This is a genomic window from Curtobacterium sp. MCBA15_001, from assembly GCF_001864835.1.
Lineage (GTDB): Bacteria > Actinomycetota > Actinomycetes > Actinomycetales > Microbacteriaceae > Curtobacterium.
In genome coordinates, this window is sequence record NZ_MJGI01000021.1 from 268,245 (window position 1) to 283,058 (window position 14,814).

The window sequence follows — 14,814 nt, forward strand, 5'->3', positions numbered from 1 at the left end:
CAGGCCCCTCCGATCTTCACGTGCACGGATGGTGTGGAGTGACGATAACCCCGTTCGGCTCACCCGTCGAGAGCCGCTTCGGTCCCGCGCACACCGACCGTCCGGAACGCGCTGTCGTCGCTGGTCCACAGGGCCGAACCGATGGACACGGCCCAGCCACGGGCCCGCAGGCGCGTGGCGTCGTCGACCGCGACGCGCTCCAGGAAGACGGCCCGGGCCTCCCGGCCGAGCGTCAGCCAGGCGGTCGCCAGGTCGACGGCCGGGTCGCCCGCGGTGACGTCGCCGAAGTCGACGACGGCGGACAGGCGGTCGCCGTCGACACCGGGGTCCACGAGCAGGTTGAACGGGTGCAGGTCGCCGTGCACCCAGACGGGAGGCCCGGTGTGGGTCGGCGCCGCCGCTGCGGCCCGCCAGAGCGCGGCCAGCTCGCCGGCCCGGGGCACGCCCGACGTCCGCAGGCGCTCGAGCACGGCCGCGCTCCGCGTGGCGAGCGGGACCGCCCGGACCGGGTTGACCGGCGCGTCCGGCGGCGCCGCGACGTGCAGCAGCCGGACGAAGTCGGCGAGCGCCGTGGCCACCGCGACCCCGCCGATGCGTTCGCCGGCGGGGGTGCCGGGCAGCCAGGGCACGATGCTCCACGACCACGGGTAGCCCAGGGCAGGACGGCCGGTGCGGACGGGTGCCGGGACGGGCACGACCGCGGCGACCTGCCGGGCGAGCACGGGGAGCCAGCGTTGCTCGTGCTCGATGAGCTGGGCGGCCGCCGCACGGCGGGGGAGTCGGACGGCCAGCGTGTCCCCGAGCCGGACGACCACGTTGTCCCAGCCGTTCGCGACGACCTCGAGCGGCAGGGCTGCCAGGTCGGGGTGCTGGTCGGCGAGCAGCGCCCGGACGAGGGGAGCGTCCACGTCGTGCTCGGCGGCGGGGGTCGGCATCGGGTCAGGCTAGCCCGGGTGCCTCCCGTGAACGGGGGCGTGCGGAAGATGAGCAGTCCTTGCTAGTTTCACAGGGTCGGTTGCGTGGGCTTCGCTGGGGGGGCTCACGACCCGCGCTCGGCCCTTCACCGGCTCCCGTCAGGCACGGTGCCCTACGGTTCCGGCCATGGACGGTTGGCGGGCCCCGGTGCGATGGGCACGGACGGGGCGGTGGCTCCTGGTGCCGATCGCGGTGCTGGACTGGTTCACGCTCGTGCCGCAGGGTGCCTTCGTGGCGGCGTTCGCCGTCGCCGTGTTCGGTCTCGCCGCCGTCGCCGCAGCGCTCGTCGTGCGGATGTTGCGCGGACGGCGAGTGGTGATGGCGGCCCTCGGCGTCGTGATGCTGCTCGGGGGACTCGCCTGGTTCGCGATCGACCCGTTCCCGGGCTCGTTCCCGCTCATCGAGGCGTGGTGGCCGGACGCGATCACCCAGCCGCAGCACGTCGGGAGTGCCTACTGGCAGCTGGCCGGACTCGGCATCGAGCTGTGCGGGTTCGGGCTGCTCGGGACGTTGCTCGTGGTGGCGCTCACACGGCCGTCCGGCTCCTCGGTTCATCACTGATATTCTGCATTCTTCATTCATGAAGGAAGCAGGACCCCCTTGCAGAAGCAGTACATCCCGAGCATCATCGCGTTGGCGCTCCTCGGCGCCGTCGCGCTGCCAGCCGCCGCGAACGCCGCTCCCGCGCAGCCGGTCAAGACCCCACAGATCCAGGGCGTCGGTGGGAACGGCCAGTGGAACCTCGTGGGCAGCGGCTCGAACGCCGCAGGTGAGGTGTCGGTCCGGAGCTCCGAAGGCATCAGCATCGGCAGCGTGGCGGGCGCGACCGGGTTCAAGAACAAGAAGGTCGTCGTCACGGACGAGAACGGTGCCGAGGTCTGCGACTCGGGCGCCACCGCCGGTCAGTCGACCGCCTGGATGTGCACGGCGATGCCGCACATGCTGCCGGTCGGTGATCACACCCTGACCGCCGTCGCCTACAGCAAGGACGGCTCGCGTCGCTCGGCGACGTCCCGCCCGGTGACCGTGCACGTGCTCGAGGGCACGCCGCAGACCGGTGCACCGACCGCGCCGGAGGTCTCGGTCAGCCACGAGGGCACCACGACGACCGTGGAGTTCACCAGCGGCGTGCCGTACGGACAGCTGAAGACCTTCGCCGCGGACGGCAAGGTCTCCGTCACGAAGTACCTCGACGAGCACGGCTCCACCGCACTCACGTTCGACGACTCCGACCTGCGCGGCGCTGTCACCTACACCGCCGTCGTGGTCGACGCGAAGAACGTCGCCTCCGACCCGACCGCCTTCACGGTCGGCAGCGGCCAGCCCGACTCGACGGTCGTCGAGGCACCCGGCCCCGTCGACCCGGAGTTCTCCGTGGGAACCGGTGACGAGACCATCGCCCGACCCGAGCTCGGGTCGGTCCACGAGTTCAACCGGAACGGCGTCCACTGGATGGTCGTGAACGCGAAGGGTGTCGCCGGCGCCGAGGCGGTCTTCACCGACGCGCGCGGTGTCGAGACGAAGGGCGAGTTCTCGTCGACGGGTTCGCTCGTCATCCGGATCGACCTGCCGTACGGCGCCGAGCCCGTAGTCGCCCTCGTGCAGGAGGTCGACGGGGTCGCTTCGGCACCGTTGACGGTCCGACCGAGCAAGTAGGCAGTACCGAGAGCGGGGCGTCGACCGGTGGTCGGCGCCCCGCTCGTCGGTCTCAGGTCGTTCGTCGGTCCCAGGCCGTTCCTCGGTCTCGAGCCGTTCTTCCGTCAGCCCGCGGAGGTCGCGTGGCGGGTCAGCACCGCGACGGTGACGTCGGCGTCCGGCGCCGTCGGCAGCAGCGCCTGGACCCGGTCCGCGAAGTCGGCACCGGCACCGACCGCGAGGGCGGCCACCGCGGCGACGTCCCCGAGCCCCTGGAGCGCGAGGACGCCCCGGGTGAAGAGCACGAACCGGTCGCCCGGCGCCAGGGTCAGCTCGACGTGGGTGCGCCCGACCCCGCGCTGCAGGCCGATCGGCAGGTCGAGGGTCTGCAGGACGGTGGACGAGCCGTCTGCCCGGACGTGCAGCGCCAGCCCGTGGCCCGCGTCGACGTAGACCAGCCGTCCGGTCGCCGGGTCGACCCGTGCGTGGAACAGCGACCCGACGGCCGCCGAGGCGTCGAGGTCGTCACCGATCTGCGTCTCGAGCGCCGGGCCGTCCGACCCGAGATCCGCGTCCGTCCGAGCGACGACGGCGGCACGGATGGTCGCGGCGAGCAGTGCGGCGGCGCGCCCCACGGCCGACACCGACCCGACCGTCAGTCGGAGCGTGCCGTCCTCGGCCATCCGCCAGTCCGCGACGTCGCCCGAGTCCGCACGCGCCGACGACACCACGCGCAGGTCGTGTCCCGGGACGTCGACCGGATCCGGGGTCATGCCCACCAGGACCTTCCGCACGCGGTCCCGGTCCATCGCCTGCCCGAGTTCCCGTTCCGCCCAGCGGGCCAGGTCGGTGAGCAGCTCGAGTTCCTCGGCCGTCAGGGTGCGCGGGACGGCGTCCATGATGCACAGCGTGCCGACCTGCGTGCCGTCGGGCATCGCGAGCGGCGCCCCGGCGTAGAAGCGGATGCCCTGCTCGCGGACGGCGGCCATGTCACGGAAGCGCGGGTCGAGGGTCGCGTCCGTCACAGCGACCGGGCCGTCGTGCATGACGGTCACCGAGCAGAAGACCTCGCCAGCGGGTGCGTTCCCGCCCTGCTGCCAGCCCTGCGTGGACTGTGCGGTGACGACGTCGTGGTGCACCAGGTTGAGGAAGCTCAGCGGGACCCCGAACGCCTGCTGCGTCATGCGGGTGATCCGGTCGAACCGTTCCTCGGGACCGCTGCCGAGGATGCCGAGGGCCTCGACGGCAGCGGTCCTGCGGGTGGAGCTCTGATCCGTGGTGGTGGTCACCCGTCCTGTCTACCCGTACCCGCGGTCAGGAACCAGTCCCGGGGGTGGGGGTCCGCTGTCAGCGTCTGCCGCGCCGTGGTGGGCGCCGCCCAGCCGGCCGCGTTCGCCAGGACCCGCTGGATGTCCGGGTGGTGGTACACCGGGTACTCCTGGTCGCCGGGCGAGAAGTAGAACACCCGTCCGCGGCCGCGGCGGTAGGCAACACCCGAGCGGAAGACCTCGCCACCCGCGAACGTCGACAGGAAGACCTCTTCGTCCGGGCGGGGAATGTCGAAGTACTCGCCGTACATCTCCTGCCGGTCGATGACGATCGGGTGCGGGACGCCCTCGGCGATCGGGTGCTCGGGCGCGGTCGTCCAGACCAGCTCGCGCTCCCCGTCGTTGCGCCACTTCAGCGAGCACGTGGTGCCCATCAGGCGCTTGAACGGCAGCGAGTAGTGCCCGGAGTGCAGCACGACCAGGCCCATGCCCGCGTGCACGGCGTCGACCACGCGCTGCACCACCTGCTCCGACACCTGGTCGTGCGCAACGTGACCCCACCAGAACAGCACGTCGGTGGCGTCCAGGCGCTCCTGGGTCAGGCCGTGCTCCGGCTCCTGCAGCGTCGCCGTCGACACGGAGGCATCGGGGTGGTGCTGCTGCAGGGCGTCGGCGACCACGGTGTGGATGCCGTTCGGGTAGTGCCCGAGGACGACCGCGTCCCCGCGGCTCTCGTGCACGTTCTCGTTCCAGACGACGATGTTGGTCACGCCTGCACCTCCACTTCGTGCCCGGCAGCCGCGGACGCGTAGATCGCGTCGACGACACGGCTCCGGTGCAGCGCGAACTCCCCGTGGTGGCCGTCGTGCAGGCCGCTGCGGATCGTCGCGATGAACTCCTCGATGACCCGCTGGTGGTGCCCCGACGGGACCTCCACCGCGGGTCGGGTGACGGTCGGGACGCCCTGCTCCTCGGAGTAGAGCGTCACGGTGCCCTCGGTCGCGTAGTTCCGGACGAACAGCCGGGCGCCACCGGTCGAGCCGAGCAGCTCGACCTCGATGTCCTCGGCGTCCTTGGAGTAGCTCGCCCAGCTCGCCTGCAGCTGCAGGCTCGAGCCGTCCTCGAACCGCAGCAGGGCGTTCGCGAAGTCCTCGACGTCGAACGGGCGGCCGGTCGCGGCGGAGACCGGACCCCGGCTGCTGCCGCCACGGCCGGCGCTGCCGAGCTCGTTGTAGGTCACCGCCGACGCGGTCACGACGCGGGGCTCGCCCATCAGGTGCAGCGCGATGTCGAGCACGTGCGAACCGAGGTCGATGAGCGGCCCACCGCCCGCCGTCTCCTTGTTCGCGAACCAGCTCTGGATGCCCGGGATGCCCGCACGGCGGAGCCAGCTGGCACGGGCGTGGTAGACGTGGCCGAGCGGATCGCCCTGGGCCAGGTGGGCCGCCAGGAACTGCACGTCGGCGCGGCGACGGTGGTTGTATGCGACCTCGAGCACGCGGTCGTTGCGCACTGCGGCGTCGACCATCTCCTGCGCCTGGTCGCCGGTCGTCGCGAGCGGCTTCTCGCAGAAGACGTGCTTGCCGGACTCGAGCGCAGCGACCGCGATCGGGTGGTGCAGCGCGTTCGGCACGCCGATGGAGACGATGTCGAGGTCGTCGCGGGCGACCAGGTCCTGCCAGTCCTCGTACCGGTTCGGCACGTGCCGGGACTCGGCGAGCTCCGCCAGTCGTGCGGGTTCCTGCCCTGCGAGCGCCACCACCTCGACTCCGGGCAGGGCCGTGTAGGCATCGAGGTGCGTGGTCCCGGCGAACCCGAGCCCCACCACCCCGACGCGCAGCGTGCGGGTCGGATCCGTCGTCGTGTTGGTCGTCATCGACATGGCTCCGACGCTACCCGAGGCCCGGGTCGAATCGATACGACCTGCGGCGTGTTGCCTGCTGCACGGCCGATGGACATGTGGTGTCCGCGACGATGGGACCATGACGCCACGATCCCTGTTCCGCGCCCTCGCAGTGGCCGAACTCGTGACCTGGACGATGCTCCTGGTGGGCATGCTCATGAAGTACGCGCTCGGGTTGGGCGACCTACCGGTGCGCATCGGAGGCAGCGTCCACGGCTTCGTGTTCCTGGCGTACCTGGTCGTGGCGACGGTGGTCGCGGTGAACCAGCGGTGGTCGTTCGGTACGACGGCGCTCGGCTGGGCGAGTGCGATCGTGCCCTACACGACGCTGCCGTTCGAGTCCGGCGTCGCCCGACGCGGCATGCTCGAGGGTCCCTGGCGTCGATCGCCCGACCTCGGCGCGCGTCCGGGTCCGCTCGACCGCCTGCTGTTCGCCGTCGTGGCGCACCCGTTCGTGGCCGCGCTGGTCGGCATCGTGCTGGTCGCGGTGGTCTTCGCGGTCCTGCTGACGCTCGGCCCGCCCGTCCCGTCCCGCTGACCGGGCGCGACCTCCTCGAGCGGTCCCCGGCCGACTCCTCGAGGTCGCACGACTTGCCGCTCAGGTCTGCCGAGGTTCCAGCACCGACCGGTGCGCTCGTCCGAGATGCCGGAATTCTGGAACCTGGGGGGCGAGAGCATGCGCCGGGCGCGACCACGTGACGGACGGGAGGCCCGGTGCCAGCTGGCACCGGGCCTCCTGTCTGTGGAGTGGCGCGCCTACAGCGCGGCCAGCACCGCGTTCAGCGTGGCGGACGGGCGCATGACCGCGCTCGTCTTGGCGTCGTCCGGGCGGTAGTACCCGCCGATGTCCGCGGGCGAGCCCTGGACCGCGACGAGTTCGTCGACGATCGTCTGCTCCTGCTCGCCGAGCGTACCGGCGATCTCGGCGAACGCCGCTGCCAGCTCGGTGTCCTCGGTCTGCGCCGCGAGCTCTTCGGCCCAGTACTTCGCCAGGAAGAAGTGGCTGCCGCGGTTGTCGATCGTGCCGATCTTGCGGCCGGGGGACTTGTCCTGCTCGAGGAAGGTCCCGGTCGCCCGGTCGAGCGTCTCGCCGAGGATGCGTGCGCGGGCGTTGCCCGTGACGCCGGCGAGGTGCTCGAGCGACACCGCCAGGGCCAGGAACTCGCCGAGGCTGTCCCAGCGCAGGTAGTTCTGCTGCACGAGCTGCTGCACGTGCTTCGGCGCAGACCCGCCGGCACCGGTCTCGAACAGGCCGCCACCGCCGAGCAGCGGGACGACGGAGAGCATCTTCGCCGAGGTGCCGAGTTCCATGATCGGGAACAGGTCGGTCAGGTAGTCGCGGAGGACGTTGCCCGTGACGGAGATCGTGTCCTCGCCGCGGCGGATACGGTCGAGCGAGAAGTGCATCGCATCGACCGGCGACAGGACCTCGATCTGCAGCCCGTCGGTGTCGTGCTCGCCGAGGTACCGGTGTACGAGCTCGATGAGGGCGGCGTCGTGGGAACGGGTCTGGTCGAGCCAGAACACGGCCGGCGTCGCGCTGGCGCGGGCGCGGGTGACGGCGAGCTTCACCCAGTCGCGGATCGCGACGTCCTTGGTCTGGCACGCGCGCCAGATGTCACCCTGGGCGACCTGGTGCTCGATGACGGTGTCGCCGGCGGCGTTCGTGACGCGCACGGTGCCGTCGCCGGGGACCTCGAAGGTCTTGTCGTGGGAGCCGTACTCCTCGGCCTTCTGCGCCATCAGGCCGACGTTCGGGACCGAGCCCATGGTCGACGGGTCGAAGGCGCCGTTGGCCTTGCAGTCCTCGATCACGGCCTGGTAGATGCCGGCGTAGCTGGAGTCCGGGATCACCGCGACGGTGTCGTGCTCGTCGCCGTCCGGGCCCCACATGTGGCCGGAGGTGCGGATCATCGCGGGCATCGACGCGTCGACGATGACGTCGCTCGGGACGTGCAGGTTCGTGATGCCCTTGTCCGAGTCCACCATCGCGAGCTCGGGTCCGGCGGCGATGCCGTCCGCGAAGGCCTGCTTGATCTCCGCGCCGTTCGGCAGCGCGTCGAGCCCGGTCAGGATCGAGTTGAGGCCGTCGTTCGGCGTCAGGCCGGCAGCGGCGAGGTCGGCGCCGTAGCGGTCGAACACGTCGGGGAAGAACGCCCGGATGACGTGCCCGAAGATGATCGGGTCGGAGACCTTCATCATCGTGGCCTTGAGGTGCACCGAGAACAGGAGCCCAGAGTCCTGGGCGCGCTGGATCTGTGCGCGGAGGAACTGCTCGAGCGGCCCGACGTGCAGGACGGTGCCGTCGATGACCTCGCCGGCCAGGACGGGGATCGACTGCTTGAGGACCTGCTCGTGGCCGTCGGCGCCGACGAACGTGATCGTCAGGGTGTCGTCGGCCGGCGCGACCCAGGTCTGCTCGTTGGAGCGGAAGTCGTCGACGCCCATCGTCACGACCTCGGTCTTGGAGTCCGAGCTCCACGCACCCATGCGGTGCGGGTGCTTGCGGGCGTAGTTCTTGACCGACAGCGGGGCACGACGGTCCGAGTTGCCCTCGCGCAGGACCGGGTTGACGGCGCTGCCCTTGACCTTGTCGTAGCGGGCGCGGGTCTCGCGCTGTTCGTCCGTCGAGGGCTCGTCCGGGTAGTCCGGCAGGTCGTAGCCCTGCGACTGCAGTTCCTTGATCGCCGTCTTGAGCTGGGGGATCGAGGCCGAGATGTTCGGCAGCTTGATGATGTTCGCCTCGGGCGTCCCGGCGAGGTCGCCCAGTTCGGCCAGCGCGTCGTCGAGTCGCTGCTCGTCGGTGAGCCGCTCGGGGAACAGCGCGATGATCCGGCCGGAGAGGGAGATGTCCCGCGTCTCGACGTCGACACCGGCAGTGCCGGCGAACGCCTGGATCACGGGGAGGAAGGAGTGGGTGGCGAGGAACGGTGCCTCGTCGGTGAGGGTGTAGATGATCTTGGCCATGCTGGCGGGTACTCCCTTGTTCGCACGTCGGTGGCTCCACGGTACTCGTGGTCGGCGATGTCTCGACATCAAGATACATGGAGCATCCGGACTTCCAGACGAGGTCCAGGAACCTCACTGCCGGCGCTTGGCGGGCGGTCGTGCAATGGACGTGTCGAGAGGAGCCACCATGTCAGCACCACGTCGTCGTCCCGAGGACTCCGGGTGGACCGTTGAGGACCTCCGCTCCGCCTGGGCCGCGGACGGCAGCGGGCCCTTCCGCTACGCGCCGGACGGGTCCGGACCGTACTCGTACGACCCCGACGGCAGCGGGCCGTGGCTGGTGGAAGCACCCCGTCGACGTCGACCGTGGTCCGTCGTGGGCAGCGGCGCGCTCGCCCTCGCGGTGGTCGTGGGGAGCGTCGCACTCATCGCGACCCCGCTCGGTGCCACCCTGGGGGTGTGACAGGACTCCTCGTCGGCGGGCTGCTCGGACTGCTCGTCATCGCCGGCGCCGCCGTGCTCGGCCCGCGCATCGGCATCGCCGCGCCCCTCGTGCTCGTCGCGGTGGGCATCGTCGCCAGCCTGGTGCCGTGGATCCCGGACGCCGACATCGACCCCGAGCTGATCCTCGCCGGGGTGCTCCCACCGCTGCTGTACGCGTCGGCGGTGTCGATGCCGACGATGAACTTCCGGCGGGAGTTCGGCGCGATCAGCGGGTTGTCGGTCGTGCTCGTCGTCGCGAGCTCGGTCGTGCTCGGACTGTTCTTCGCGCTCGTGGTGCCGGGTCTCGGTCTGGCGTGGGGCATCGCCCTCGGCGCGATCGTCAGCCCCACCGACGCCGTGGCCACCTCGATCGTCAAGCAGACGTCGGTCTCCCGTCGAGTGGTCGCGATACTGGACGGCGAGTCCCTGCTCAACGACGCGACCGCGCTCGTGATCCTGCGCACGGCGATCGTCGCCGGTGCCGCGTCGTTCTCGTTCTGGGGTGCCGTGGGGGACTTCGCCTACGCGGTGGTCGTGGCGGTGGCGATCGGCCTGGTCGTCGGGTGGCTGAACCTGTGGGTGCGGTCGCGGGTGTCGAACGCCACGGTCAACACGGCGCTGTCGTTCGCGGTGCCGTTCGTCGCCTCGCTGCCGGCCGAGCACCTGCGCGCCTCGGGCCTGGTGGCGGCGGTCGTCGCGGGCCTGGTCACCGGGATCCGGGCGCCCCGGGTCCTGCCGCCGACGCACCGACTGTCGGACGCGCAGAACTGGGGCACCGTCGCGTTCGTGCTCGAGGGCGCGGTGTTCCTGGTGATGGGCCTCGAGCTCGCGTCCATCGTCGCCGACGTGCAGCGCGACCACGCCGGCGTCGTCCCGGCCCTGCTCATCGCCGTCGGCGCCCTGGTCCTCACGGTGCTCGTGCGGACGGCCTACGTCGTCCCGCTGCTGCTCGGCCTGTCACGACGGGCCCGACGTCAGGGTCGGCTGCAGGAGCGACTCGAGGAGTACCGGAGCGGGGACCGCGAGGCGGCGAGTCGAGCGGTCCAGGACCACCGGTTCGGCAACCGGCCGCCGAGCGAGCGCGACCTCGAGCGGTTCGGCACCCGGGTGCGGCAGGTCCTGGCGGACATCCGCTACTTCGCCGCCGCACCGCTCGGGTGGCGCGAGGGGACCGCGGTCGTGTGGGCCGGGATGCGCGGTGCGGTCACCGTCGCCGCCGCCCAGACCCTGCCGGCCGGGACGCCGCAGAAGTCCCTGCTGGTGTTCGTCGCGTTCGCGGTCGCCGGGCTGTCGCTGCTGCTGCAGGGCGGCACGATCGGGCCGCTGTTGCGCCGGATCAGCCCGCCCGCACCCGACGACGCGGTCCGCGACGCCGAGGAGCGAGGCCGGTTGCTGGAGCTGATGCGGAGCGCTGCCGAGCAGGTGACCGCGGCGAGCGCCGACGACGCCACGACGAACGCCCGGACGCGCGAGGAGCTCGAGGCGTCCGACCCCGCCGAGCTCCGCGCCTGGTTCGGGCGCGAGAAGGTCCGCCGGCTGCAGGTCCTCGACGCCCAGCGGTCGGTCCTGCTCGACGCGCGGGACGAGGGCACGTTCGACGCCGAGGTGCTGGAGTCGGTGCTCGGCAACCTGGACGCCGAACAGATCGCCCTCGAGCTGCGGGGCGGTCCGACGGGCTGACCGTCGCGTGGGCCGCCGGGTCCCGACCGCTCGGGTCAGTGGCCGATCGAGATGCGGAAGACCCGCACACCGGCTGCCTGCAGTGCCGCCAGGCCCAGGCGGAGCCGCATCGTGCGGAACGGCCGGCGGAAGCCCGACGGCGCCGAAGCCGCACCGATCTGGTGCAGCACCTCGGACGTCAGGGTCCTCTCGAGCTTCGGGACGAGCCGGGTCGCACCGGAGACGGTGATGACGATGCGGACCGCGTGCGGCGTCAGCAGCGGAGCGATCAGGTCGGCGGCCTCGTGCGCGCGGTGGAAGGCCGGGTCATCGCCCGGGCGGCGGATCGCGATCACGGCGAGCTCGGCCTCGGCGCGCTCGGAGGGATCGGGGAGGTCGTCGACGCCGACCACCCGCATCCGTGCCGCATCGACCCCGGCGCGCACCGCGGCGACCCGCAGCACCGGCAGGAGTTCCTGCGTGCCTGCGAGCACGACCTCGGCGCGCTGCAGGTCGATGGGTTCGTGCCGTTCCCGGGGCGTACGGGCCATCGGGGGGTCCTTCCGCTCGCTCGGGTCCCCACGCTACTGATCCCGCCTGGGGGCTGTACAACCGGACAGCTTCGTGCAGAATGGTCTGCGGCCATGACGATTCCCAGCGACGCAGACCAGCAGCACACCACTCCGACTGTGCACCTGTCGCGTCGTGCTGCCCTCGCGGCCGAGCGCGCCGCGGCCACCGAGGCAGCGAAACCCGCCAAACCCCCGAAGGCCGCCAAGCCCGCGAAGGCCGCCAAGCCCGTCCGGGCCGCGAAGGCCGCCAAGCCCGTCCGCGCCGCGAAGGCCGCCCGGGCACGCCGTCGCACGAGCCGCCTCACCCTGACCAGCGCCGCCGCCGCCGTCGCGATGTTCGCCGCGTCCGCCATGCCGGCCCACGCCAGCGCCGGGACCTCCGCCGCGACGTCGACGCTCGCGCCGATCGTGCGGACCCAGGACTACGCCGTCACCCAGGCCGTCGCCACCGCCACCACCTCGCGCGACGGCTTCACGATCGGTGGCGGGAACAAGGTCGTCACGACCGACCCCGACGCCGCGGTGGTCTACGGCGGCGAGGTCCGCTCGCCGTTCCCCGCTCCGGTCCGCATGAGCTCGGGCTTCGGGTACCGGTCCGCACCGTGCGCCGCGTGCTCGTCGCAGCACCAGGGCCTCGACTTCAACCCCGGGATGGGCGCGCCCATCGGTGCCGTCGCCGCCGGGACCGTCCGTGTCTCGGGCACGTACTTCTCGTACGGCAGTGCGGTGATCATCGACCACGTGATCGACGGCCGCAAGGTCTCGACGCTGTACGGCCACATGATCCCGGGCTCCTCGCCGGTCACCGTCGGGCAGAAGGTCGAAGCCGGGGAGTTCATCGGCAAGGTCGGCTCGTCCGGGGTCTCGACCGGGGCGCACCTGCACCTCGAGGTGCTGATGGACGGTTCGCTGCCCGTCGACCCGCGCGCCTGGATCGAGACGCACACCGGCCGCTCGCTGTAGCGACAGACGCGGGGCGGTCTCCCAGCGCCTGCGCCACCACTGCCCAGGGAACCTGTGCAGGATCACAGGGTGGACACCTGGTTGGCCTTCGCTCTCGTCGTCGTCTTCGTGCTGGTCGGCGGGGTGTTCGCCGCGGCCGAGATCGCCCTGGTGTCACTCCGCGAGTCCCAGCTCCAGCAGCTCGAACGCCGCGGCACCCGAGGCGCTCGCGTCGCCGCCCTCGGCCGTGACCCGAACCGGTTCCTGTCGGCCGTGCAGATCGGCGTGACCGTGGCCGGGTTCTTCTCCGCCGCCTACGGTGCGTCCTCGATCGCCCCGGACGTGGCGCCGCTGTTCATCGGCCTGGGCCTCGACCGCGGCGCAGCAGAAGCGGTCGCGCTGGTCGCGATGACGCTGGTCATCGCCTACCTGTCGCTCGTGTTCGGCGAGCTGGTGCCCAAGCGCCTGGCCCTGCAGCGCGCCGAGGGCTTCTCGATGGCGGTCGCCCCGACCCTGGAGCGGTTCGCCGTCCTGATGCGCCCGGCGATCTGGGTGCTGTCGAAGAGCACGGACGCGGTCGTCCGACTGCTCGGCGGCGACCCCGATGCCCGCAGCGAGTCCATGAGCACCGAGGAACTCCGGGGCCTGGTGTCCGACCACGACGCCATCGACGAGCAGGGCCGCCGCATCGCCCGCAGCGCGCTGGACGCCCAGGGCCGGATCCTCCGCGAGTCGATGCGCCCCTGGTACGACGTCGCCACGCTCGACGGTGCGCAGAGCATCGCCGACGCCACCGACCGCGCGCTCGACCTCGGCCACACCCGGTACGTCGTCACCGACGGCTCGCGCGACCAGGTCGAGGGCTTCGTGCACCTGCGCGACCTGCTGCGTCCGGCCGACGCCACCGCGGCGATCACCACCATCGCCCGACCGATCGTCGCGTTCCCCGAGACGAAGTCGCTCTCGAGCACGATCGCCGAGATGCGCACGACGGGCGCCCAGATCGCCCTGGTCGTCGACGAGTACGGCGGCAGCGCCGGCATGGTCACGCTCGAGGCCCTGCTCGAGGACCTGGTCGGCCCGATCCGTGACGAGTACGACGCAGCACACGTGGTCGACACCGGGGACGTGGACGGAGCCACCGTGCTCGAGGACCTGGTCGCCGACGGCGGCCCCGTCCTGCCGGACGGCGACTACGAGACGGTCGGTGGCCTGGTCCAGGTGCACCTGGACCGCGTCCCGCGGGTCGGCGACGTCGTCGAGGTGGGCGAGCACCGGCTCGAGGTCACCCGGATGGACGGGCACCGCGTGGCCCGCGTCGCGATCGTGACGCGAGCGGACAAGGTCGGGTCCTGACCGTCGGTCAGCAACCACAGGCGGACTGGAGGCTCCCCATCCGACACGGCCACCCCGCCGCTGGCGCGTCGGTGTGGAACCGGCGGACGTGGGCCCAGTGGCGGCGTCGCCACGGGCCTCCAGTCCGTTCCGTGGTCACGCTGGTACCTGCCGGACGTCCGGCCGCACGACGTAGCCTTGCCGGCATGGGCATCGACGTACGCAACGAGATCCGTGACTTCCTGTCCTCGCGGCGGGCGCGGATCACCCCCGACCAGGCCGGCATGCCGACGTTCGGCGGTGGCGTGCGACGGGTCCCGGGACTGCGGCGGCACGAGGTCGCGATGCTCGCGGGCGTCAGCGTCGACTACTACACGCGGCTCGAGCGCGGGACGCTCAAGGGCGTCTCGGACAGCGTGCTCGAGGGTCTGGCCGGTGCGCTCCAGCTCGACGAGGACGAGCGCACCCACCTGTGGGACCTCGCGCGCCTGGCGAACTCCGGCGTGAAGATGATGCACAAGACCATGCCGACGCGCATCCGTCCGGGCGTGCAGCGGCTGCTCGACGCCATCACGGGCGCTCCAGCGTGGGTGCGGAACGAGCGTGGCGACGTCCTCGCCGCGAACGACCTCGGCCGTGCGCTGTACGCGCCGATGTTCGCCGGCCCCGGGCGCCCGGTGAACTCCGCGCGCTTCACGTTCCTCGACCCCGCCGCCCGCACGTTCTTCGTCGACTGGCCCCGCACCGCGCGGGACTCGGTGGCGATCCTCCGCGCTGCCGCCGTCGCGAACCCCTGCGAGCCCGGACTCGTCACGCTCGTCGGAGAGCTGTCCACCCGCAGCGAGGAGTTCCGCACCTGGTGGGCGGAGCACGACGTGCGACTGCACCGTGCGGGCAAGAAGCGGATCAACCACCCGGTGGTGGGCGACCTGGAACTCGACTACGAGGCGTTGGAGCTCGTCGCGGACCCTGGTCTGACGATGTTCACCTACAGCGCCGAGCCCGGTTCCGAGTCCGCTCGGTCGCTCGTGCTGCTCGGCAGCTGGGCCGCGACGGAGCGTGCCGAGCAGGTCGCCGCCGAGGCCTGAAGCAC

The 14,814-nt window shown here is 71.9% G+C and carries 14 protein-coding genes; 8 read left to right on the forward strand and 6 right to left on the reverse strand.

Annotation, left to right across the window (positions count from 1 at the left end; translation table 11 throughout):
• Positions 1–59: 59 nt before the first annotated feature.
• Positions 60–935, reverse strand: a complete 876-nt coding sequence (locus BIU90_RS07750; protein ID WP_071299638.1) for an aminoglycoside phosphotransferase family protein — start codon at positions 933–935, stop codon at positions 60–62.
• Between the two features lie 166 nt (positions 936–1,101).
• On the opposite strand from BIU90_RS07750, the gene BIU90_RS07755 reads away from it, so the two are divergent.
• Both BIU90_RS07755 and BIU90_RS07760 read left to right on the forward strand, forming a co-directional pair.
• Positions 1,102–1,536, forward strand: coding sequence for a hypothetical protein (locus BIU90_RS07755; RefSeq protein WP_139195169.1), 435 nt, complete (start codon positions 1,102–1,104; stop codon positions 1,534–1,536).
• A gap of 39 nt (positions 1,537–1,575) precedes the next feature.
• Positions 1,576–2,631: a hypothetical protein gene (locus BIU90_RS07760; protein WP_071299640.1), complete on the forward strand. Its 1,056-nt coding sequence runs from the start codon at positions 1,576–1,578 to the stop codon at positions 2,629–2,631.
• Between the two features lie 104 nt (positions 2,632–2,735).
• Here BIU90_RS07760 and BIU90_RS07765 read toward each other — a convergent pair whose 3' ends face one another.
• From BIU90_RS07765 to BIU90_RS07775, 3 genes are read right to left on the reverse strand one after another with little or no spacing between them, the layout of a single operon-like run.
• A complete protein-coding gene (locus tag BIU90_RS07765) occupies positions 2,736–3,899 on the reverse strand; it encodes a PP2C family protein-serine/threonine phosphatase (RefSeq protein ID WP_071299641.1) in 1,164 nt (387 codons plus the stop codon).
• On the reverse strand, positions 3,896–4,648 hold the full coding sequence (locus tag BIU90_RS07770) for a ThuA domain-containing protein (protein ID WP_071299642.1): 753 nt from the start codon (positions 4,646–4,648) through the stop codon (positions 3,896–3,898). Before BIU90_RS07770 ends, BIU90_RS07765 begins: the two co-directional genes overlap by 4 nt.
• Positions 4,645–5,760 (reverse strand): Gfo/Idh/MocA family protein, encoded by a 1,116-nt coding sequence (locus tag BIU90_RS07775; RefSeq protein ID WP_254786974.1) that lies wholly within the window; start codon positions 5,758–5,760, stop codon positions 4,645–4,647. Before BIU90_RS07775 ends, BIU90_RS07770 begins: the two co-directional genes overlap by 4 nt.
• A gap of 100 nt (positions 5,761–5,860) precedes the next feature.
• Here BIU90_RS07775 and BIU90_RS07780 point away from each other — a divergent pair, with 100 nt between their 5' ends.
• Complete coding sequence (locus BIU90_RS07780; protein ID WP_071299643.1) at positions 5,861–6,319, forward strand: DUF3817 domain-containing protein; 459 nt, start codon at positions 5,861–5,863, stop codon at positions 6,317–6,319.
• A gap of 218 nt (positions 6,320–6,537) precedes the next feature.
• Here BIU90_RS07780 and BIU90_RS07785 read toward each other — a convergent pair whose 3' ends face one another.
• Entirely contained in the window at positions 6,538–8,748 is a 2,211-nt protein-coding gene (locus tag BIU90_RS07785) for an NADP-dependent isocitrate dehydrogenase (protein ID WP_071299644.1), read from the reverse strand.
• Between the two features lie 169 nt (positions 8,749–8,917).
• Here BIU90_RS07785 and BIU90_RS07790 point away from each other — a divergent pair, with 169 nt between their 5' ends.
• Both BIU90_RS07790 and BIU90_RS07795 read left to right on the forward strand, forming a co-directional pair.
• Entirely contained in the window at positions 8,918–9,193 is a 276-nt protein-coding gene (locus BIU90_RS07790) for a hypothetical protein (RefSeq protein WP_071299645.1), read from the forward strand.
• Positions 9,190–10,893 carry a sodium:proton antiporter gene (locus BIU90_RS07795; protein WP_071299646.1) on the forward strand — a complete coding sequence of 568 codons (1,704 nt, stop codon included), beginning with the start codon at positions 9,190–9,192 and terminating at the stop codon, positions 10,891–10,893. Before BIU90_RS07790 ends, BIU90_RS07795 begins: the two co-directional genes overlap by 4 nt.
• 35 nt (positions 10,894–10,928) lie before the next feature.
• Here the strand turns inward: BIU90_RS07795 and BIU90_RS07800 are convergent, their stop codons facing one another.
• Positions 10,929–11,423 (reverse strand): hypothetical protein, encoded by a 495-nt coding sequence (locus BIU90_RS07800; RefSeq protein WP_071299647.1) that lies wholly within the window; start codon positions 11,421–11,423, stop codon positions 10,929–10,931.
• A gap of 93 nt (positions 11,424–11,516) precedes the next feature.
• On the opposite strand from BIU90_RS07800, the gene BIU90_RS07805 reads away from it, so the two are divergent.
• The 3 genes from BIU90_RS07805 to BIU90_RS07815 all read left to right on the forward strand — a co-directional run bounded on the left by BIU90_RS07805 (position 11,517) and on the right by BIU90_RS07815 (position 14,809).
• Entirely contained in the window at positions 11,517–12,407 is an 891-nt protein-coding gene (locus BIU90_RS07805; RefSeq protein ID WP_071299648.1) for a M23 family metallopeptidase, read from the forward strand.
• 69 nt (positions 12,408–12,476) lie between these two features.
• Positions 12,477–13,742 carry a hemolysin family protein gene (locus BIU90_RS07810; protein WP_071299649.1) on the forward strand — a complete coding sequence of 422 codons (1,266 nt, stop codon included), beginning with the start codon at positions 12,477–12,479 and terminating at the stop codon, positions 13,740–13,742.
• Positions 13,743–13,927: 185 nt separating this feature from the next.
• Complete coding sequence (locus tag BIU90_RS07815; protein WP_217640900.1) at positions 13,928–14,809, forward strand: helix-turn-helix transcriptional regulator; 882 nt, start codon at positions 13,928–13,930, stop codon at positions 14,807–14,809.
• Positions 14,810–14,814 lie beyond the last annotated feature (5 nt).